Raw genomic sequence first — 17,070 nt, 5'->3', positions numbered from 1 at the left:
TATGCCTTATTCATTATCTAGTTCCAAATTTTTGTCACGATTGAATTTGTTTTTTCATTTTTCGTATTCATCATACCTGAAATAAGAATCGATTTCAGACATGTGTTTTTAACGAAAAGAATTGGGGACCATTTTTTCCCACAAAGGAAATACCTTTTTGAAAATCTCTACCATGGAAGGATCAAATTGTGTACCAGATCCTTCTATAATACGTCTATACGCTTCTTCAGGAGATAGAGCCGAACGATACGCTCTTGAAGAAGTCATCGCATCAAAAGCATCTGCTATTGCAACAATTCTTGCGCATAATGGTATTTGATTTCCTTTTAGTTTTTGAGGATAGCCCTTTCCATCCCATCTTTCATGATGAGAAAGAATTATATCTTCGCTACCTTTTATTAAAGATATATTTTTAAAAACTTCTAATCCTAATTGTGGGTGTGTCTTAATAATATTATACTCTTCTTCTGTAAGAGAAGATGCTTTCTTTAAAACCTCATCCGGAATACCTATTTTCCCTATATCATGTAATAAACAAATAAAATGAAATTGTTTTAAAAAATTATCATCATATTCATTTGTTTCTTTAGCAAGAATCGTAGCATAATTGGCTACACGTTCACTATGTCCTTTCGTATATTGATCCTTTAATTCCATTATCCTCATTATCGATAAAGCTGTTTCTTTCATTTGTTTTTCATAGGATGCTTTAATTTTTTGTACTAAAAATTTTAATGAAAGAAATACAAAAAATGACGTAACAAAAATGATTAGAAACAATAATATTAATGATATTGGATAATTAATTTCAAAATAATAAATAGCAATTAAAAATCTACATACCATACAAATAGATACCGTTAGAAGATAATGAATACTTAAAAATAAAGGTGCAGAAATTACTAGGAAGCACTCTAAATATGGGATATGTAAAGACGAACCTGGATCACGTATAAACATAAGATCATATGCCAAAAGATAAATAATACTAACACCAAGAAAAATATATTTTGTAAACATTTGTTTATTCATTTTTTGTAAACACTTATTACATAAAAAAAATGAAATGAAAATAAATAAAAATACGAGTTCAAATAAAAGCTTCTCTAGTGTAAAATCCTTTCCAAGAATAAAATGTTGATAAATATTATCAAACAAAAGAGTACTACAGGGAATAAATAGAAACATGTTTATCGGTTCTTTCGTTTCAATATTTTTAATCCCTTTCATCATTTTACACACCGCCAAACCTTTTTTAATAAAAAAGAAGTTCATATAGATATTATTAATAATATCTAAGAATAGATAATAGTGCAAAAAACACCCTTTCTCATAACCTATAAATGGGGTACCGCCATGATAGGAATGTATAAAGAGATGGATAGGGTTATAGAAAAAGAAAAAGGCGAATTCCTTTTGAAGTTTGGAATTCGCCTTTTTCTTGCTACCGATGATAGGGCGTTATGTTAATCAAGCATGAATAAGTATTCATCACAAAAAATCCAAATCTTTGATTATCATTTTAAATAACCCCCGTTGTTTTTTTACCCTTTGCTAAGGTCTCGCCCTACAGCTTTTTATTACACGGTTCACTTCACTACAATCTCCCTCTATTTCATCACACTCAAGTGACTTTCTCCGCATAAACACATGGACTCAACAAATCACTTCTAAAATTTATAAAAAGAAAAGATCTTTTATATACTTATTAAGATTTATATTTTTTGACTGTACAAGGAATAGTTACAATGTATAAATCTATAGCATAGATTGTAACCCAAATACCTTTACCTTCAGCCGCTAGCTTTTCATTCAATTGTGATAAATGCTCTGACACTTTTCTTTTACCCCATTTTCTAGGAAACCATTGAAAAACCTTAGGAACATTATGTTTCTTGTTATACCATACATTCAATCTCCAAAAACTAAAGATAACATCATTTTCTCTTTAAATGTAGCATCTGCTCCAAACCAAAGGGCTAATAAACTAAGAGGAACAGCAATAAGACCAAAAATAATTAAAATTTTCCTAAATACCTGTAATGAAAGCAAAAACACTTCCTCTTTAATAAATACAACAATTTAACCTTTCTCTACGCCAAACTTTATTTCTAAACCAATACCAAAGCCGACACTTAATTCATTTTTTAATCCAAATTTAGCCTATCCATCTCATTTGAAGATTTAAAAACTCTTCAAGAATCCTATCATATCGCTTATTAGATTCAGAAACCGTATTTCTAAATTAATATGGTCATAATAAAAAAAGAGGGTGCCCACACAGCTCCCTCTTTTTTCAGGTAATTAAATATGCTCTCCATGATCCATAAACACTTGAATAGATTCACTTTGTGGTACGTCTTTTACATTAGTAAGACCAAAAGTAAAAACAGCGGATAACATCATCATTAATAAGATTGCTTTTTTCATTTTAGCGCCCTTCTTTCTATGCTCTTTTTGTCTGCATCTAAAGCAATGTGTAAATACTTGCTGGCTTTTTCGTGATTTTCTGAACCATAGAATATATTACCTAATAGATAAGCATATTCTTTTACCCAATCATATCAGCTCTTCTTTACTATCTAATAAAATCTAATTAACACGAAAATCACGTATATTTCTTGGGGGTAAATCAGTTTACTTGTTGTTTACTAGTTCCCTTATAAATATCCAATAATCAGGGTAAATTCAGACCTGAACCTAAATAGTCAGATTTATTTAAGTTTTCTGTATATAATTCGATGTAATGTGGTATATTTATAGTAAACTAAATTGAAAAGGGTGAATTGATGATTAAATTTATTTATTCTATTGCCTTTGCTCTCATATTATTTTTCGCAATGCGAAGTACACTTATACCTTATATAGCATCAAATGAAAGTATCATTGCAATTTTGGTTATTTTTACATTAATCATTATTAATAACTGGGTTATGGATTTAATAGATACAATAAATAACAAAAAGAAAACCGAACTAGATAAATAGTCTAGTTCGGTTTTCTTTTTATTATTTAACAAATTTTTGTACTTTAGTATCAGAATACAATCGCGTACCACCCTCACTTTTTGTAACAGTTACAGATTTTACATACTCATTTACCGCATCAAAATCCCTGTAATTATCAGTATAATATCTATAAAGCGAAGGTTGATTGAAGTACATTAGACCGCCTGCAACTGCTTTAGCTATAGCGGGATAAAGTCTACCAGGAAGATAACCGGAGAATGCACCCGTTAAAATTAAAGCAACATTGTAACTATCCCTATTTATTTTATTACTAGACTCTCTGGAACCAACATATTTCCAATTGAAACTTCCATCCGCTATTACTAATCCTTGAGAACTAGAGGGTTTCGCTTCTGTACCAGATACTTGTCTATCTACAACATTTCCTTTTTCATCATAAACAACACTTTCACTGTAGACAACATTATCTTCTAGATTTTGAGCAGCGATAATAGTAGGAATTGCCTGTGAGAAGTTTTCTGATGTAGTAGTATCATGATTAGTAGTAAGAGGGCTTGTTTGTGAGTTTGATTTCTCCACTGTTTGTGAATCAGCATGTGCGTAAGAATATAGTGGACTTAATAATAAAACCGAAGCTAATGCAGTTGTCGCAAGTTTCTTTTTCATAATTTAGACCATCCTTTTTATGTAATTTATACCATAAAAATTCCAAAAATATGGTATAAGGAAATTATTACATAAAACCGCGCAGAAATCTACATATTAATAAAGAAAATTGACAAAATTCAGAAAAATAATTAATTCATTTTGGATAACAACTTCTCTATTCCATTATTTTTTATAAGCATCTTGTTTTTTTAGGATATAAGGGTTCCATAGTGGGATTAATCATAGATATGTATCTGAACATAAAAACCCTATCCAATGGTAGACTTTAACATTTCAAAAGGTACACCTTATGAAACAATCTCTCCATCTCTTCCAAAGCACTTCATAAGGTGTACCACCATAATTTTGAAGCCCAAAATACAATTAAACAACGTGAATTCCATATTTATATGAGAACTCACGTTACTTCTTTTAAAATCCTTATCTCATTATTTATAAACATACATATCTTTACGGAGAAAACATCTAGCGAAATTATATATATCAATCAACTACAGAAAAACCCCTCCACCTTAAGGCAGAGGGGACTCTCCAATTCCTATTTCAAACTACCCGCAATCTCCGTAAAGATAACTCCAAGCGCATGCGCACCTGCATCAGGATAGCCTAAACTTCTTTCACCAACTGTACCGGCGCGACCCATGCGAGCTACGATTTCTTTCGTATACTCTGCGCCTTTAACTGCTGCTTCTGCTCCTTTTTCAAAGGCAGTTTTCATGTTTTCTTCGTTTGAAGTGCTAGCTAACCAAGAATCTACACATGGAGCAAGTGCATCAACAAGTGTTTTATCACCAACTACCGCTCCTCTGCCGAATGATCTTTCACCGATAGATTGTATGCCTTGCAGTGCTGCTTGCAACATTTCAGCGAATTCTTTCACTGTTAGCTCACGTTTTTCGCCTGCTGCTTTACTAGCTGCGCGGAACGCCCCGCCCCAAATTGGACCAGACGCACCGCCGCAATGTTCCATAATAATCATCGAACAACCGTCAAGGAATGATCCGATTGTTACGTTCTCTTGATCTACAATAGAATGCCACTCACGTTTTAATTGCTTAAATCCTTTTGCTACACTCATTCCGAAGTCTCCGTCACCAGCATGCGTGTCTAGCTCACAGAATGGCATTTCATTTTTAATAATAGTATCACTCATTTTATCAACGAGATAAATCATGTTGTTTAATGTGATGACATTATCTTTTATAACAGCGTGCTCTTCCGCTGTTTCTAGTTCAAAGGAAACTTCTTTCTCTTCTGTCTCTTCAAGCACATTTACGTACTCGACACTTTCAACTGGACCGTCTACTTTAAACGCCGGTGTATTACATTCTTTAGATAATAACGTTTTTAGCTCATCATCTAATTTCATTACTGTTAAAGAAATACCAGCCATATCGATACTCGTCATATAGTTGCCGACGAATACTCTATTAATTTTAATATTTCTAGCTGCTAATTCTCTCGTAACTGCGTTGTTAAATAGGTAAAGTTCTTGCAGTGGTGTTCCACCAAAACCGTTAACTAAAAGTGCGATTTCCTCGCCGTCTTTTACTCCTAAATCTTTCATTAAATCATTTGTCATACGGTTCGCTAATTCATCAGCTGACAACATTTTTTCACGTTTAATTCCTGGTTCGCCGTGAATACCTACGCCGTATTCCATCTCATCTTCCGCAAGTGTGAAAGTTGGTGATCCACTCGCTGGAACTGTACAAGACGTTAACGCTAAACCGATTGTGCGCACGTTAGCAGCTGCTTTTTCTGCGACAGCTTTCACCGCTCCTAAATCCATACTTGCTTCCGCTGCTGCACCGGCAATTTTATGAACTAAAATAACGCCCGCAACGCCGCGGCGTCCTACTGTGTACAGGCTATCTTCTACCGCAATATCATCGTCCACTTTTACGTAATCTACTTCAATTCCATCTTCTGTCGCTAAATGCGCTCCGTTTTTGAAATTCATAATATCGCCGCTGTAATTTTTAATAATTAATAACGTACCTTTTTTACTAGCTGTTTCTTTAATTGCTTGATATACCTGAATTTGTGAAGGCGAAGCAAACACATCTCCGCACACTGCCGCATCTAACATTCCTTTTCCGACTAACCCTGCATGTGCCGGCTCATGACCACTACCGCCGCCACTAATTAACGTTACTTTATTTTCGTTCATTTCTTTCTTCTTAATGACTTTATATTTTTTCAAAAGCTCAAGCTCTGGATGAGCCATAACCATTCCGTTACACATTTCCATTACTAATGTTTCTGGTTTGTTTATAATCTTTTTCATTGTAGTTCTCCCTCAATTCCTTTAATATATTGTGATATATTTGAAATCTTCTTCTTACTATCCATGTTAAAATGAAAGCGTTTTATAGTAAACGGACAAAATGGACAATCTGTCTAAAGACACCGCTCTCATTTATGGGTAGGATTTTCATATTACTAACATTCTAGGGATGATTGAGATGACCTCTTCTATAATTTCTAAAAAGATAATCGCGAACTCATTGAAACATTTAATGGAAACAGAGTCGTTCCATAAAATATCAGTGAGCGATATTATGCTACACTGTCAAATGCGTAGGCAAACTTTTTACTATCATTTTAAAGATAAATTTGAACTATTAAGCTGGATCTATAGAGAAGAAACGAAAGAAAACATTATTGACTTTCTCGACTATGAAACGTGGGAAAACATTTTTGATTTATTATTTGATTACTTTTATGAAAATCAAAAATTTTACCGAAATGCTTTTAAAGTCATTGAACAAAACTCGTTTAATCACTATTTATTTGAGCATACGAAAAACTTATATATGAAGATTATTGATGAATTATCTGTGAGCTGTGGATTCAGCCTTTCTGATGAGACAAAAAATACGATTGCCTCCTTTTATAGTCACGGCTTCGTTGGAACGATAAAAGATTGGATTGAAAGCAAGTGCGAAGTAGATCCTTCCATTATGTCTTCTCTCATGAAAAATATGATAAACAATCAATTACTACTATTACTGGAACAATCAGCAAAGTAATTAAAGGGTGGCAAAAGCAATGAAAAAGATTATGAATGATGTACAAAATATCGTTCAAGATATGCTGCATGGCTTTTATTTTGAACATAACGACAAAGTAAATTATGACGAAACAAATAACATCATTTATGTAAAAGATATCGAAAAAATGAAGCAAGACGTCGCTATTATAAGTGGCGGTGGTAGCGGACATGAACCTGCTGATATTGGTTATGTAGGGAAAGGTATGCTTACAGCGGCAGTAAACGGCAGTATTTTCACTCCGCCTACAGTGGAACAAATTATTGCTGCAACTCGCCTCATGCCAAAAGATAAGAGTATTTTATTCATCATTAAAAACTTTAAAGATGACGTAGCTAACTTTTTAGTGGCTGAAAAAATTGCCAAAGAAGAAGGAAGAAAAATTGACCATATCATCGTAAATGACGACGTTTCAATTGAAGATGATGCTTCTTTTAATAAAAGAAGACGCGGCGTCGCTGGCACTGTTTTCGTTCAAAAAATACTTGGTGCGGCCGCTCTTGAAGGTCATTCTTTAGAAGAACTAACAACACTCGGCCGTTCTGTTACCGAGAACTTACACACATTAGGAGTCGCCCTTTCACCTGCCAACGATCCAGTGAAAGGACAAGCTTCATTCACATTAAACGAAGATGAAGTCTTTTACGGCGTCGGCATTCACGGAGAAAAAGGTTACCGCAAAGAAGCATTATCCTCTTCTGAAATATTAGCGATTGAACTAATGAACAAACTAAAAAGCATTTATCGCTGGCGAAAAGGTGACAACTTCGCCATCCTTATTAATGGACTCGGCGCAACACCTTTAATGGAACAATACATTTTCGCAAACGACATTCGTCGTTTGTGTGAGCTGGAAGGATTACAGATTACATTCGTAAAAGTTGGTACACTGCTAACTTCTTTAGATATGAAGGGTGTTTCGCTTAGTTTGCTTAAAGTAGAAGATTTGGATTGGGTGAAGTGGTTGAAGGCGGATGCTCAAGTGGGTAATTGGTAACTAAAAATTATGATAATAAAAGCCTTTAACTATAATGAGTTAAAGGCTTTTTGCACATTGAAATATCGTACGAGCGTTCAAAAGAAATTCGTAATCACCTCACTGAAGGATGACAGGTCTTCCAAACAAAGCTGGATAATAAATTAACATCGCTCCTACAAATGAACACACTAAACAAAAAATAGCCTCGTATTTTATGACTAGCGAAGAGTTCATATCAATCTTTTTTTCCTCTCTTTTCAATATCATTTTAAATAATGCTGTATATAATACATACCCAACAATCGTCCCGAGAGTATTCGTAAATAAATCATCAATATCTGTAATTCTATTATTTAGTAATTGATTTAACTCAATTGCCAATGAAAAAAAGAATCCCGCGCATACGGTGTTTTTCATTTTTCTAAACTGCGGCCAAATAATCGGTAATAAAAAACCGAACGGCATAAACAGTACAATATTCAAAAGATACGTCGTACTACCTGCCGTATCAAATAAAGTCAAATTAATTTGATTGACACGAATCCACGTTTCATATCTACTTATATCCCATACAGTCGCGATTTGCGTCACTTTATACACTAGCGAAAGGTAGAATAGAAAAACATATACCCATAAAAAATGCCGAATAGATATATTGTTTTTCGCTTTAAAATAACATCCAATTTGAAATACAATACAAAACATAATTGTAAAAAAATACGTATACAAATAACTCATTAAAACTTCTGTGTGCATGTGGAATCCCCTAACTTTACATTTTCATCTATTATTTAGAACATAGTTTAAGAATCGGTACTTTGTTCATATATTTAATCTTCTACTTTGTCTTCGAATATCGGGAATATATTAAAAATAAAAATCCCCACTTCTTCATTTTCAGTCTCCTCCTTGATGTAACTTGTTTATAGGATAGGAAAAACTTTTAAAATAAAAAGTGGGGTAAATATAAAATTTCCCTTAAATCTTCACATGCAACCCTTGTAGTATTTTCATCAATGCAGTATGGAAGTCTGACAAGAGGAAAACAGTTAGCGTGAATGAAAAGGTACTTGCAATTTGTAATAAAATTTTAGAGTTGGATGCTTCTAATGAAATTGCTAGGGAAACTATTAAGGAACTAAATTAATTAAGGGATTGCCATATAGCAATCCCTTAACTTCTTCATATTTCTTCCTTCTCATCCCTCATACTGTAATACCCAAAATTAACAATAACCAAGAAATACCCACCCATAATTCCAGCTGCAAATGTCCACATGTACTCACGGTGTTCAATTTCATACATAATAATCGCACCGAGTATGGCGGCTGCAAATCGATTCATCATGCCAAGCATCGGTGCTTTTTCTTTTTTTACGATGCTATTTCCAAACTTTTCGATACGCCTTCCTAAAATCCAGGCGCAGTACATACTAACTATAAGGCCAATGCTTATTCCTACAAACTGTGCTCGAAAAGGTGTCATCAGCCATCCTAGTAACATCACGCCTAGCAAACAATATATTTGTATGTTAAATGATCTTAATGCCATACGAATCATGTTATGCTCCTTACCTTTCCTATTACTCCCATCTTTCGGACTTCAAGCTTTCCGATATATCTTTTTTAAAATGAGGGAATTTGATTTTGCTCACCATTAAATAAGCAAGTACGCATGTGCCAAATGCCACGGAAGCTGTTTTATTTAAGAGACATAAAATGAGGAGACACATTGCCGCAAATGGAATGGGCATTCCGATAAATGTCGGGAGTTTGCTTTGTTGTGTATTAAATCTCGCAAGCCGCAGCATTCCGCAAATACTGTAAGCAAGCGCACATATCATCCCAATAGACTGCAAATCTTTTAACGCGACACTATAGGCAAGAATAGACGGTGCCACACCAAAAGTAACTAAATCCGCAAATGAGTCTAACTCTCCGCCAATTTCCGAAACAGCATCCAGTTTCCGAGCCACCATACCATCAAACAAATCAAATACCATACCTGTAATAATGAACATGACTGCACCATACATATCTTGAAAGAAAACAGAATAAATGGCCAATATCCCACAAATAAAATTCGCTATCGTCATCATATTTGGTATGTAACTCATCACACGCTTCTCCTCCTTTCTACTCATTACCTCATTCAAGTTCTTACTCATTACAATCAAGATCCTTCTGTTTTTCTTCCAATATCACCTTATTTATTTTCTTTAACGTATCCGTCATTTGTTCTAAAGCATTTATATCGATTTTAGAAAAATACTTCTCAATTAATACATCATCTAACTTAGACAACTGCTCCATATACTTACTACCGTTCGGACCAAGTGTAAGGAAATACTCCCTTTTATTATTAGGATTTACTTGTTTTGAAATCATCTTCTGCTTTTCCAATTTCGATAAAACTTGGCTCACAGCGCTTTTCGATATATTAAAAGTAGTCGCGATGTGATTTGCTGTCGTGTTTTCATTTAAATTAATATGAAATAACATGCTCTCTTGCTGCCCAGTAAGACCATACTCGTCCTTTAAATCTTGAAATAGTAAAATGTAAAATTCAGTGTAGGCTCGGTTCATTTCATTAATTATTTCTTTATACGTTCTAGTCATAGCACTCTTCCTCCATGCTGTTATTTCGTTCTGTTTAATAGTTAAGTTTACTTAACTTAACTATATTATACCGTTATGTTTGTGTAAAGGGAAATCAATTTCCATACTTTAAAAAAGAAGACATCCATTAAGATGTCTCCTTCTCATACGTAAAGCTCTAAACTTTCACTATTCTTCTCAATTACATCTTTATACAAGCAAAAGTGTTTCTCTCACCTCAACTTATATATTAGACAATATATAAGTTTTATGTTGTAAACTACTAACTGTTAATCAACTGTTGCTTAAATTCCTCTAAAACTCTCTTTCTCTCTTCATAATCTTCCGTATCGGCTTCTTCCCAAAGCTCAAGGTCAGCCCCACGTTCAATTAATGCAATTGCCTTGTTACGAACTTCTTCTTGAAGACAGCCTTTCTCCAATTGTATTGCCGCAAGACCAATGTATACTAAAGATATTTCTTCTAACTCTTCCTCTATATCAAACTCATCTACATATTCTTCTAAAATGAACTTAGTTGCTTCTTCCGCACTATTACCCTCTTCTATATACTCAATAAATTGATCTTTCACATCACAAGTCGTGTCATCATCAAATAATCCAGTTCCCCAAGCGCCCATATGCTACAGCTCCTTCTTTGTGCTTTTTTCATTTCTATTTCAATCTTAAATATAATAAAAGTTCATTACAAGACTAGTTATATACATCGTTATATTTTACAATTACTATAGGTAATACATATTTTTCACTACATGTACCATTCTGAATAATCAAACATAATTATCGATAAAATTCCATATAGACCCAGTAATGGTTAAAATGTTATAATGAAATCACCCTACATAGTTACTCATATTTAACTTGAGGAACTAGCGTCTTATTAAGCAATGCGCATAAATCAAATAAAAAAGACACTATTTACAGTGTCTTTTTTATTTATATTCTCATAGAAAATATCTCTTTTATACACAAAATCTAGCAAATGAAAAAGGAGAATATCATATGGAGCATCCTCTAGCAAGAGAACTACGTAACATACGTATATGCCTTATCATCTTGATCATTGTCATTGCATTTTGGGATCGTGACAAACCTGTGGAAATCACTGATCATGATAGTGACCCTATCTTAAACACTAGCAATATGACCCAAATTAGCGATAATACATTTGCCTATAAAGACGAATCTAATCAAATTAAAATATTTAAGTTTAACCCAGATACAAATGAAATAAAGCTAATAAAAGAATTTTACGCTAACGAATATTAATGAAATAAATGGGACAGAAGGCACCTCAAGGTGTCTTTTTTTATTTTCAAAAGGACCTGCTCACATTCATGCGTCAAACATAAAGTAAATAGAATCCGTTAAAAAACACGAGTGACCCCTTGTTTTCCCCTCTTATTAAAGGAGGAACTATTATGGGCTTTGGTGGTAGTTGTGGAGGCTGTGGCTTCGCTGGAGGCTTTGCTTTATTAGTTGTATTGTTTATTTTATTAATCATCGTTGGCGCTGCTTGCTTCTGCTAAACAAACTATTGGAAAAGACACTCTTATATGGGTGTCTTTTCTTTATAAACTAAAAAAGTATGATAATTTGATTCTTTAGCCATAATTACAACTAAAGGCTTTTTATATACAACTTAAAAAGGAGCTGACTGTATGGAACATAATAAAAACGGAATCCTTGCTTTAATCGTTTTATTTGTAGGACTAGCATTTTTTGTTATCGGTATGGTTTATCATTTATGGGGCACGGTTTAAGAAAAAAAGTACTCATATGAGTACTTTTTTTCTTAAGATTTCATGTAAAACCATTCTAAACTTACTTACATGCATACAATTATCAATGACGGTTATATAACCGATAAGATTATAGATTATCAATTTAGCAATCTACATTTATATGATTAGGAAAGGAGCTAAAAACTAAAAATGTTAGAAATCATTTTTGTTGCTGTATTACTTTTGTCTAGCATCCAACTTATCTTTATCAAGCGTGGGTTGACGAAAAAGAATGTATTCATCTTAATAATAAATTACATATTCTTATTAGCCACCATCGTATTAATTGGCGCAAACTGGCGTATGATACCTGCTTATTTCTTATTGTTCATTTTAACATTACAAGTTTTTTTGAAACCAAAAACTACAGCTGTTTCTAAAAAGTTAGTGATGAAAATTTTAAAAGGGGTAGGAATTATCGTAACTGCTATCGCAATGTTCACGTTACCTTTACTTTTCCCGATCATAACACTCCCAGAGCCTACAGGAAAATATACAGTAGGAACGAAAGTTTTTCATTTAATTGATACAAATCGAAAAGAAACCATTGTACCCAGTAGTCATGGAAATCGTGAACTAATGATACAAGTGTACTATCCTGCCGAAAAAGGATCTGGGAAACCTTCTGCCTACTTTGAGAACATAGACGCCCTCGCTGAACAATTGGCTGTAACAAAAGGTGCTCCGTATATCGTAACAACACATTTAGGTCTGACAAAAACACATTCTTATCAAGATGCTAAGCCACTTCAAGTTAAAGAAAAATTCCCACTCCTTTTATTCGGCCATGGAATGGAATTATACGGACAACAAAATACATTCCAGTTAGAAGAATTAGCTAGTCAAGGTTATGTAGTAATCGCCCTTAATTTCACAGGATACGCAGCAACAACAATTTTCCCTAACGGAAAACGTATAGATTCCGTACCAATTGAATTTACACCTAACGCTTTAAATAACATGGTTCGAAATTGGGAACAAGATACTACTTTTATTTTAAATGAAGTAATAAAAGGCAATTTTGATAAAAACTTTACAGCCATTGCAAATTTAATTGACGATGACAAAATTGGCATGTTTGGTCACTCTTATGGAGGAGCAACTGCCGCGCAAATGTTAGTAAAGGATAACCGTATTAAAGCTGCGATTGATATGGATGGTGGATTGTATGGCGATCCAATGCCTAAAGACGGCCCTCAAAAACCATTCATGTTGATGAATGCTGAAGCTACCATTCAGTATATGAAAGAAGCGGAGAATCAAAAGACAGATGGAATCCAAGATGAATTGTTTGAAATATCCTATTTAAGAAATAAAACCATTGAAAAACCTGACGCGTACACAGTTGTACTTCCAAAAACAAATCATAATAGTTTTACAGATTTAGCAGCATTTTCACCTATTATTAACGAACCCGGTGAAGATGTATCCGCAAATTATACACTCATTAATAAACTAGTAACTAGCTTCTTCGATCAAACTTTAAAAGGGATAAACGAAAATCATTTAGAAGAAATTCAGAAGCAATATCCTGAGCTTCACCTTATTAAACACTAATAACCATTTCTCTATTTATGGAGCCCCTCCTTATGTTTGAGGGGTTTCTGTTTTAACACAATTATAAAAATAAGAGTAAATGAATTAAAACAAATAACAGACAGCTAAAATATACAAGAATAACATTATACAATCTATATATATGTAATATTACATAAAAATTTTTACTATTACATGCTATACTAAAACAGGAGTCGACAATCGTTATTTTCTTCTTAGTTTTAAAGCAATATGGATATATACCTTCTTATCGCATTTGGATTGTACAAGCAAAAGAAGACATCTTAATGGATGTCTTCTTTTCTTATATTTTTATGAATTCCTTTGAGCAGATGCTCTCCAAGCACGAAAAGATGTTGGGTGTCCAGAATGAGCTCTTTGCTTTGCAGCAGCAACAGCTGGTTTTGCTTCAATAGTCTTTGGTTTTGCTTCCACAATCGCTGATTTTTCTTCAAGAATAGTCACAGCTGTTTGTATCTTTCCTAACTGCTCTTTTAAAGCTTGCTGCTCAATTTTTAAATCGGTAAGTAATCGTAAAATCATTTCAGAATTGGCCATAAAGATCCTCCTTCCCCCAATGCACAGAATAAAATAGAATATGTCATTAACGGAATAGCGGTGACAAAAATAAGGTCGTCAACTCCCTTAAAATCTAAGCACCTTTATTTTTCAAAAGGACCTGCTCAAGATTATCCGTAAAAACATAAAGTAAATTAAATCCATTAATTAATGGTCTTTATGGAAGGAGGAGTTAATATGGGCTATGGAGGTAGTTGTGGTGGAGGCTGCGGTTTCGGCGGCGGATTCGCTTTACTAGTTGTACTCTTTATCTTATTAATCATCGTTGGCGCTAGCTGTTGGGGCGGCGGATTCGGCTGCTAAGGGGAGGCACTCTTGAGAGTGTCTTTTTTTGTGTTTTTGGATGTACAGCCCCTCCCTATCCGTCGTTTACCAGCGCTAAAAAAACAATGTTCTTGTTATCTTCTCCCTCAAAATTCGTACATTTTAAAATTGACATAGCACTTCACGCACCATATACTGTTAACAACAGTATACTGTCATTAACAGTATAAATTTTAATTCATTATAGGAGGAAGAACCATGAAACATACAGGAAGACATACAGGTGCATTTCTTTTGTTATTTCTAGCTGAAGGAGATAACTACGGCGGACAATTACTGCAAAAGTGTGAGGAAGAACTTCCCGTCAATCCAATCGATAGTGCCATTTTATATCGCACACTAAAAAAATTAGAAAACGAAGGTGCAATTGAATCTTACGTAAGTACAGATCATCAAGACAAACCGAGAAAGATGTACAGAATTACGCCTGCCGGAAAAGAACAACTGGCAGATTTTCAAATGGATATTGCAGAAAAAATGAAGAACTTATCCTTTTTCCTTGGTAAATATAAAGACTTACAGGAACCCGATCATGATTAACGGCGTAATTCTTTACACGTTAGCCATTATTCTTACGGGGATTTCTTTTATGAAGGACCGCAGTAAAACGAAAGATGCTCTAATGAAGTCATGGAAAATGTTTCGCAACCTTCTCCCTGCGATGCTCTCCATCATGCTTTTCGTTGGCTTATCGCTTTCTATATTAACGCCGTCTTTCATCTCTTCTATTATTGGGGAGCAATCTGGATTCATCGGTATTATTTATTCAGCAATACTCGGATCCATTGCACTTATTCCAAGCTTTGTCGTATTTCCTCTCGGTCATACGTTAGTTCAACACGGTGCAGGCCTACCTCAAGTTGCGGCACTTATGTCTACACTTATGTCAGTAGGAATTACAACCTTGCCGATGGAACAAAAAATATTCGGACGAAGCTTTGCTTACGCACGTAATGCAGCTGCTTTGCTCATGTCACTTCTATTCTCCTATATCATTTGGATGGTGATGGTATGAAAGAACTAAAAAGATATCGCTTCTTTTTCGCCTTACTACTCGGGCTCTTTATATTAACTTTTATAAATCAATCTTTAGGATGGAGCGCATTACAACTAACAGGGAATAGCATTTTAGATATGTTGTTTCTCCTCCCCCCTGTCTTACTATTTGTAGGGCTACTTGATCAATGGGTGAAAAAAGAAACGCTCATGAAATATATGGGTGAAAAATCAGGTATATACGGAATCTTATTTTCTCTATTATTAGGAGGCATTGCAGCGGGTCCCCTCTACGTCGCCTTCCCAATTGCAGCACTACTATTAAAAAAAGGCGCAAGCATTCGATACATCGTATTTTTCTTAGGTGTTTGGACAACTGCGAAATTGCCAATTCTCGTGTATGAATTTTCTTCATTTGGAGCTACTTTTACACTCATTCATATTGGTTTCGGTCTCGTATTTTTCTATGTAATGGGAATTGTTTTTGAGAGATTTTATGATCAGGGGCAGTTGCTTCGGTATGATGTTACGGAGGAAATGTAATCAAATTGACCATAAAATAGGAATATGATATATTTTCGATAGAGTACTATATAAGTATGACATCAAATAAAATGGCATATAATAAAAGAAGAGATGCGCTAACATCTCTTCTCTAACTGCTACCGTATGGGTGGTAGTTATTATAAGCTATTTCTTTTTACGAAACCCACCCTTCTGCTTTGGTCGGCGCGGAGTGGGTTTTTTGTTGTCCTTATCTAGAAGTTGCTTCCGCAAAAAATACGCTGAAACTTCGCGCACAGTCGCTTTGACAAACTCTTTTACAAGGTCAAACAAAAAATCCATATTATCACCTCCTTTCCTTCCCAATAGAAAGAAGGGATAACCACCCACCCTCACAATACGCAGTTGACTTTATTTTATCAAATAATTGTAAAGATATTATGTGAACAAAATAAAAGGAGGTGAAAAAGATGGCAAGATTTTTCATTATAAAGAACACACCAGTAATTGTAACAATTAAATCATGGCAAAGGTTAGTAGACGCTTTAGAAGGTAAGTATTACAATTTTAAAGATACTTATCTCGAAGACATTGTGAAGTCAATGTCCTACGAAGAACGAATTGCAGATGAAGAGGGATTTGTTGCAAAAGCAAAGCCATCTGTTTCACTGAAAATGAAAAAAATTGTAGATAAAATAAGTGCATTTGATAAAAACGAAGGCAGAAAACATAAGCTATACGGTATTACAAATGCTGATTTAGAAGTATTTCTATTTCTTCATAAAAAATGTAATACATATAGTGAGCTTTCACATGTATCGATCCACATGCTTAAGGGTTACAGCAGTTTTCAATAAAATATTTCTTGTTTTAAAAACATGAAACGTTATAGCTATATGATGGCTACAACTTTCACTTTAAAACTTACAACAACCTATATGTACCAGGGGTTACAGCAGTTTCAATAAAATATTTCTTGTTTTAAAAACATGAAACGTTATAGCTATATGATGGCTACAACTTTCACTTTAAAACT

22 protein-coding genes and 1 pseudogene are annotated in these 17,070 nt (G+C 34.1%); 10 read left to right on the top strand and 13 right to left on the bottom strand.

Going from position 1 to position 17,070, the window contains the following annotated elements:
- Nucleotides 1-108 precede the first annotated feature (108 nt).
- From PDQ68_RS14085 to dhaK, 6 genes are all read right to left on the bottom strand, one after another.
- Nucleotides 109-1,233, bottom strand: coding sequence for an HD-GYP domain-containing protein (locus tag PDQ68_RS14085; RefSeq protein WP_016716670.1), 1,125 nt, complete (start codon nt 1,231-1,233; stop codon nt 109-111).
- Nucleotides 1,234-1,708: 475 nt separating this feature from the next.
- A complete protein-coding gene (locus PDQ68_RS14080) occupies nt 1,709-1,933 on the bottom strand; it encodes a hypothetical protein (RefSeq protein ID WP_043897062.1) in 225 nt (74 codons plus the stop codon).
- Entirely contained in the window at nt 1,912-2,052 is a 141-nt protein-coding gene (locus PDQ68_RS14075; RefSeq protein WP_000950218.1) for a hypothetical protein, read from the bottom strand. The genes PDQ68_RS14080 and PDQ68_RS14075 overlap by 22 nt, the downstream gene beginning before the upstream one ends.
- Nucleotides 2,053-2,304: 252 nt before the next feature.
- The gene (locus PDQ68_RS14070; RefSeq protein WP_000709204.1) at nt 2,305-2,430 is read right to left on the bottom strand and encodes a hypothetical protein; all 126 of its coding nucleotides are present in this window, start codon (nt 2,428-2,430) and stop codon (nt 2,305-2,307) included.
- 578 nt (nt 2,431-3,008) lie between these two features.
- Nucleotides 3,009-3,635, bottom strand: coding sequence for a hypothetical protein (locus PDQ68_RS14060; RefSeq protein WP_016716666.1), 627 nt, complete (start codon nt 3,633-3,635; stop codon nt 3,009-3,011).
- A gap of 541 nt (nt 3,636-4,176) precedes the next feature.
- On the bottom strand, nt 4,177-5,928 hold the full coding sequence (gene dhaK, locus PDQ68_RS14055) for a dihydroxyacetone kinase subunit DhaK (protein WP_065107677.1): 1,752 nt from the start codon (nt 5,926-5,928) through the stop codon (nt 4,177-4,179).
- A 178-nt stretch (nt 5,929-6,106) separates the two neighbouring features.
- Between dhaK and dhaS the strand changes: the two genes are divergently transcribed.
- Together dhaS and dhaQ are read left to right on the top strand one after the other, a co-directional pair.
- Nucleotides 6,107-6,673 carry a dihydroxyacetone kinase transcriptional activator DhaS gene (gene dhaS / locus PDQ68_RS14050; RefSeq protein WP_000204205.1) on the top strand — a complete coding sequence of 189 codons (567 nt, stop codon included), beginning with the start codon at nt 6,107-6,109 and terminating at the stop codon, nt 6,671-6,673.
- A 19-nt stretch (nt 6,674-6,692) separates the two neighbouring features.
- Nucleotides 6,693-7,691: a DhaKLM operon coactivator DhaQ gene (gene dhaQ, locus PDQ68_RS14045; protein WP_061182689.1), complete on the top strand. Its 999-nt coding sequence runs from the start codon at nt 6,693-6,695 to the stop codon at nt 7,689-7,691.
- Between the two features lie 99 nt (nt 7,692-7,790).
- On the opposite strand, the gene PDQ68_RS14040 is transcribed toward dhaQ, so the two are convergent.
- The 5 genes from PDQ68_RS14040 to PDQ68_RS14020 all read right to left on the bottom strand — a co-directional run bounded on the left by PDQ68_RS14040 (nt 7,791) and on the right by PDQ68_RS14020 (nt 10,910).
- A complete protein-coding gene (locus PDQ68_RS14040) occupies nt 7,791-8,429 on the bottom strand; it encodes a VanZ family protein (RefSeq protein ID WP_061182690.1) in 639 nt (212 codons plus the stop codon).
- Between the two features lie 426 nt (nt 8,430-8,855).
- A complete protein-coding gene (locus PDQ68_RS14035; RefSeq protein WP_061182566.1) occupies nt 8,856-9,233 on the bottom strand; it encodes an ATP synthase subunit I in 378 nt (125 codons plus the stop codon).
- Nucleotides 9,234-9,255: 22 nt separating this feature from the next.
- Entirely contained in the window at nt 9,256-9,840 is a 585-nt protein-coding gene (gene pssA, locus PDQ68_RS14030; RefSeq protein WP_153016915.1) for a CDP-diacylglycerol--serine O-phosphatidyltransferase, read from the bottom strand.
- Nucleotides 9,833-10,291 (bottom strand): MarR family winged helix-turn-helix transcriptional regulator, encoded by a 459-nt coding sequence (locus tag PDQ68_RS14025; protein WP_000198938.1) that lies wholly within the window; start codon nt 10,289-10,291, stop codon nt 9,833-9,835. Before PDQ68_RS14025 ends, pssA begins: the two co-directional genes overlap by 8 nt.
- 262 nt (nt 10,292-10,553) lie before the next feature.
- Nucleotides 10,554-10,910, bottom strand: a complete 357-nt coding sequence (locus PDQ68_RS14020) for a MarR family transcriptional regulator (protein ID WP_061182567.1) — start codon at nt 10,908-10,910, stop codon at nt 10,554-10,556.
- 382 nt (nt 10,911-11,292) lie between these two features.
- Between PDQ68_RS14020 and PDQ68_RS14015 the strand changes: the two genes are divergently transcribed.
- From PDQ68_RS14015 to PDQ68_RS14005, 3 genes are all read left to right on the top strand, one after another.
- Nucleotides 11,293-11,559: a YmzC family protein gene (locus PDQ68_RS14015; RefSeq protein WP_061182568.1), complete on the top strand. Its 267-nt coding sequence runs from the start codon at nt 11,293-11,295 to the stop codon at nt 11,557-11,559.
- A 152-nt stretch (nt 11,560-11,711) separates the two neighbouring features.
- Nucleotides 11,712-11,819, top strand: coding sequence for a YjcZ family sporulation protein (locus PDQ68_RS14010; RefSeq protein WP_000505670.1), 108 nt, complete (start codon nt 11,712-11,714; stop codon nt 11,817-11,819).
- 405 nt (nt 11,820-12,224) lie between these two features.
- Nucleotides 12,225-13,631 carry an alpha/beta hydrolase family protein gene (locus tag PDQ68_RS14005; protein ID WP_061182569.1) on the top strand — a complete coding sequence of 469 codons (1,407 nt, stop codon included), beginning with the start codon at nt 12,225-12,227 and terminating at the stop codon, nt 13,629-13,631.
- A gap of 312 nt (nt 13,632-13,943) precedes the next feature.
- Here the strand turns inward: PDQ68_RS14005 and PDQ68_RS14000 are convergent, their stop codons facing one another.
- Nucleotides 13,944-14,189, bottom strand: a complete 246-nt coding sequence (locus tag PDQ68_RS14000) for a hypothetical protein (RefSeq protein WP_061182570.1) — start codon at nt 14,187-14,189, stop codon at nt 13,944-13,946.
- A 198-nt stretch (nt 14,190-14,387) separates the two neighbouring features.
- On the opposite strand from PDQ68_RS14000, the gene PDQ68_RS13995 reads away from it, so the two are divergent.
- The 4 genes from PDQ68_RS13995 to PDQ68_RS13980 all read left to right on the top strand — a co-directional run bounded on the left by PDQ68_RS13995 (nt 14,388) and on the right by PDQ68_RS13980 (nt 16,073).
- Nucleotides 14,388-14,513: a YjcZ family sporulation protein gene (locus tag PDQ68_RS13995; protein WP_000540377.1), complete on the top strand. Its 126-nt coding sequence runs from the start codon at nt 14,388-14,390 to the stop codon at nt 14,511-14,513.
- Between the two features lie 219 nt (nt 14,514-14,732).
- A complete protein-coding gene (locus tag PDQ68_RS13990) occupies nt 14,733-15,074 on the top strand; it encodes a PadR family transcriptional regulator (RefSeq protein WP_061182571.1) in 342 nt (113 codons plus the stop codon).
- Nucleotides 15,067-15,549, top strand: coding sequence for a hypothetical protein (locus PDQ68_RS13985; protein ID WP_061182572.1), 483 nt, complete (start codon nt 15,067-15,069; stop codon nt 15,547-15,549). Before PDQ68_RS13990 ends, PDQ68_RS13985 begins: the two co-directional genes overlap by 8 nt.
- Complete coding sequence (locus tag PDQ68_RS13980) at nt 15,546-16,073, top strand: permease (RefSeq protein ID WP_061182573.1); 528 nt, start codon at nt 15,546-15,548, stop codon at nt 16,071-16,073. The genes PDQ68_RS13985 and PDQ68_RS13980 overlap by 4 nt, the downstream gene beginning before the upstream one ends.
- 147 nt (nt 16,074-16,220) lie before the next feature.
- Here PDQ68_RS13980 and PDQ68_RS13975 read toward each other — a convergent pair whose 3' ends face one another.
- On the bottom strand, nt 16,221-16,376 hold the full coding sequence (locus PDQ68_RS13975; protein WP_061182574.1) for a hypothetical protein: 156 nt from the start codon (nt 16,374-16,376) through the stop codon (nt 16,221-16,223).
- 128 nt (nt 16,377-16,504) lie between these two features.
- Between PDQ68_RS13975 and PDQ68_RS13970 the strand changes: the two are divergent.
- Nucleotides 16,505-16,867: pseudogene (locus PDQ68_RS13970) on the top strand (hypothetical protein); the annotation flags it as partial.
- Nucleotides 16,868-17,070: the final 203 nt, after the last annotated feature.

It is taken from the genome of Bacillus cereus group sp. Bc010 (genome assembly GCF_027716745.1).
Classification (GTDB): domain Bacteria; phylum Bacillota; class Bacilli; order Bacillales; family Bacillaceae_G; genus Bacillus_A; species Bacillus_A pacificus.
The sequence above is the reverse complement of the archived record's forward strand: the minus strand, read 5'-3'. Positions and strand labels throughout refer to the sequence as shown.

Excerpts from the sequence above, each read along its gene's own strand:
- PDQ68_RS13995 (WP_000540377.1), top strand. The coding sequence starts at position 14,388 with ATGGGCTATGGAGGTAGTTGTGGTGGAGGCTGCGGTTTCGGCGGCGGA.
- PDQ68_RS13990 (WP_061182571.1), top strand. The coding sequence starts at position 14,733 with ATGAAACATACAGGAAGACATACAGGTGCATTTCTTTTGTTATTTCTA.
- PDQ68_RS14070 (WP_000709204.1), bottom strand. The coding sequence starts at position 2,430 with ATGAAAAAAGCAATCTTATTAATGATGATGTTATCCGCTGTTTTTACT.
- PDQ68_RS14020 (WP_061182567.1), bottom strand. The coding sequence starts at position 10,910 with ATGGGCGCTTGGGGAACTGGATTATTTGATGATGACACGACTTGTGAT.
- PDQ68_RS14060 (WP_016716666.1), bottom strand. The coding sequence starts at position 3,635 with ATGAAAAAGAAACTTGCGACAACTGCATTAGCTTCGGTTTTATTATTA.
- dhaS (WP_000204205.1), top strand. The coding sequence starts at position 6,107 with ATGACCTCTTCTATAATTTCTAAAAAGATAATCGCGAACTCATTGAAA.
- PDQ68_RS13980 (WP_061182573.1), top strand. The coding sequence starts at position 15,546 with ATGAAAGAACTAAAAAGATATCGCTTCTTTTTCGCCTTACTACTCGGG.
- PDQ68_RS13985 (WP_061182572.1), top strand. The coding sequence starts at position 15,067 with ATGATTAACGGCGTAATTCTTTACACGTTAGCCATTATTCTTACGGGG.
- PDQ68_RS14025 (WP_000198938.1), bottom strand. The coding sequence starts at position 10,291 with ATGACTAGAACGTATAAAGAAATAATTAATGAAATGAACCGAGCCTAC.
- dhaQ (WP_061182689.1), top strand. The coding sequence starts at position 6,693 with ATGAAAAAGATTATGAATGATGTACAAAATATCGTTCAAGATATGCTG.
- PDQ68_RS14000 (WP_061182570.1), bottom strand. The coding sequence starts at position 14,189 with ATGGCCAATTCTGAAATGATTTTACGATTACTTACCGATTTAAAAATT.
- pssA (WP_153016915.1), bottom strand. The coding sequence starts at position 9,840 with ATGAGTAAGAACTTGAATGAGGTAATGAGTAGAAAGGAGGAGAAGCGT.
- PDQ68_RS14010 (WP_000505670.1), top strand. The coding sequence starts at position 11,712 with ATGGGCTTTGGTGGTAGTTGTGGAGGCTGTGGCTTCGCTGGAGGCTTT.
- PDQ68_RS14040 (WP_061182690.1), bottom strand. The coding sequence starts at position 8,429 with ATGCACACAGAAGTTTTAATGAGTTATTTGTATACGTATTTTTTTACA.
- PDQ68_RS14085 (WP_016716670.1), bottom strand. The coding sequence starts at position 1,233 with ATGATGAAAGGGATTAAAAATATTGAAACGAAAGAACCGATAAACATG.
- PDQ68_RS14005 (WP_061182569.1), top strand. The coding sequence starts at position 12,225 with ATGTTAGAAATCATTTTTGTTGCTGTATTACTTTTGTCTAGCATCCAA.
- dhaK (WP_065107677.1), bottom strand. The coding sequence starts at position 5,928 with ATGAAAAAGATTATAAACAAACCAGAAACATTAGTAATGGAAATGTGT.
- PDQ68_RS14015 (WP_061182568.1), top strand. The coding sequence starts at position 11,293 with ATGGAGCATCCTCTAGCAAGAGAACTACGTAACATACGTATATGCCTT.
- PDQ68_RS14035 (WP_061182566.1), bottom strand. The coding sequence starts at position 9,233 with ATGATTCGTATGGCATTAAGATCATTTAACATACAAATATATTGTTTG.
- PDQ68_RS13975 (WP_061182574.1), bottom strand. The coding sequence starts at position 16,376 with ATGGATTTTTTGTTTGACCTTGTAAAAGAGTTTGTCAAAGCGACTGTG.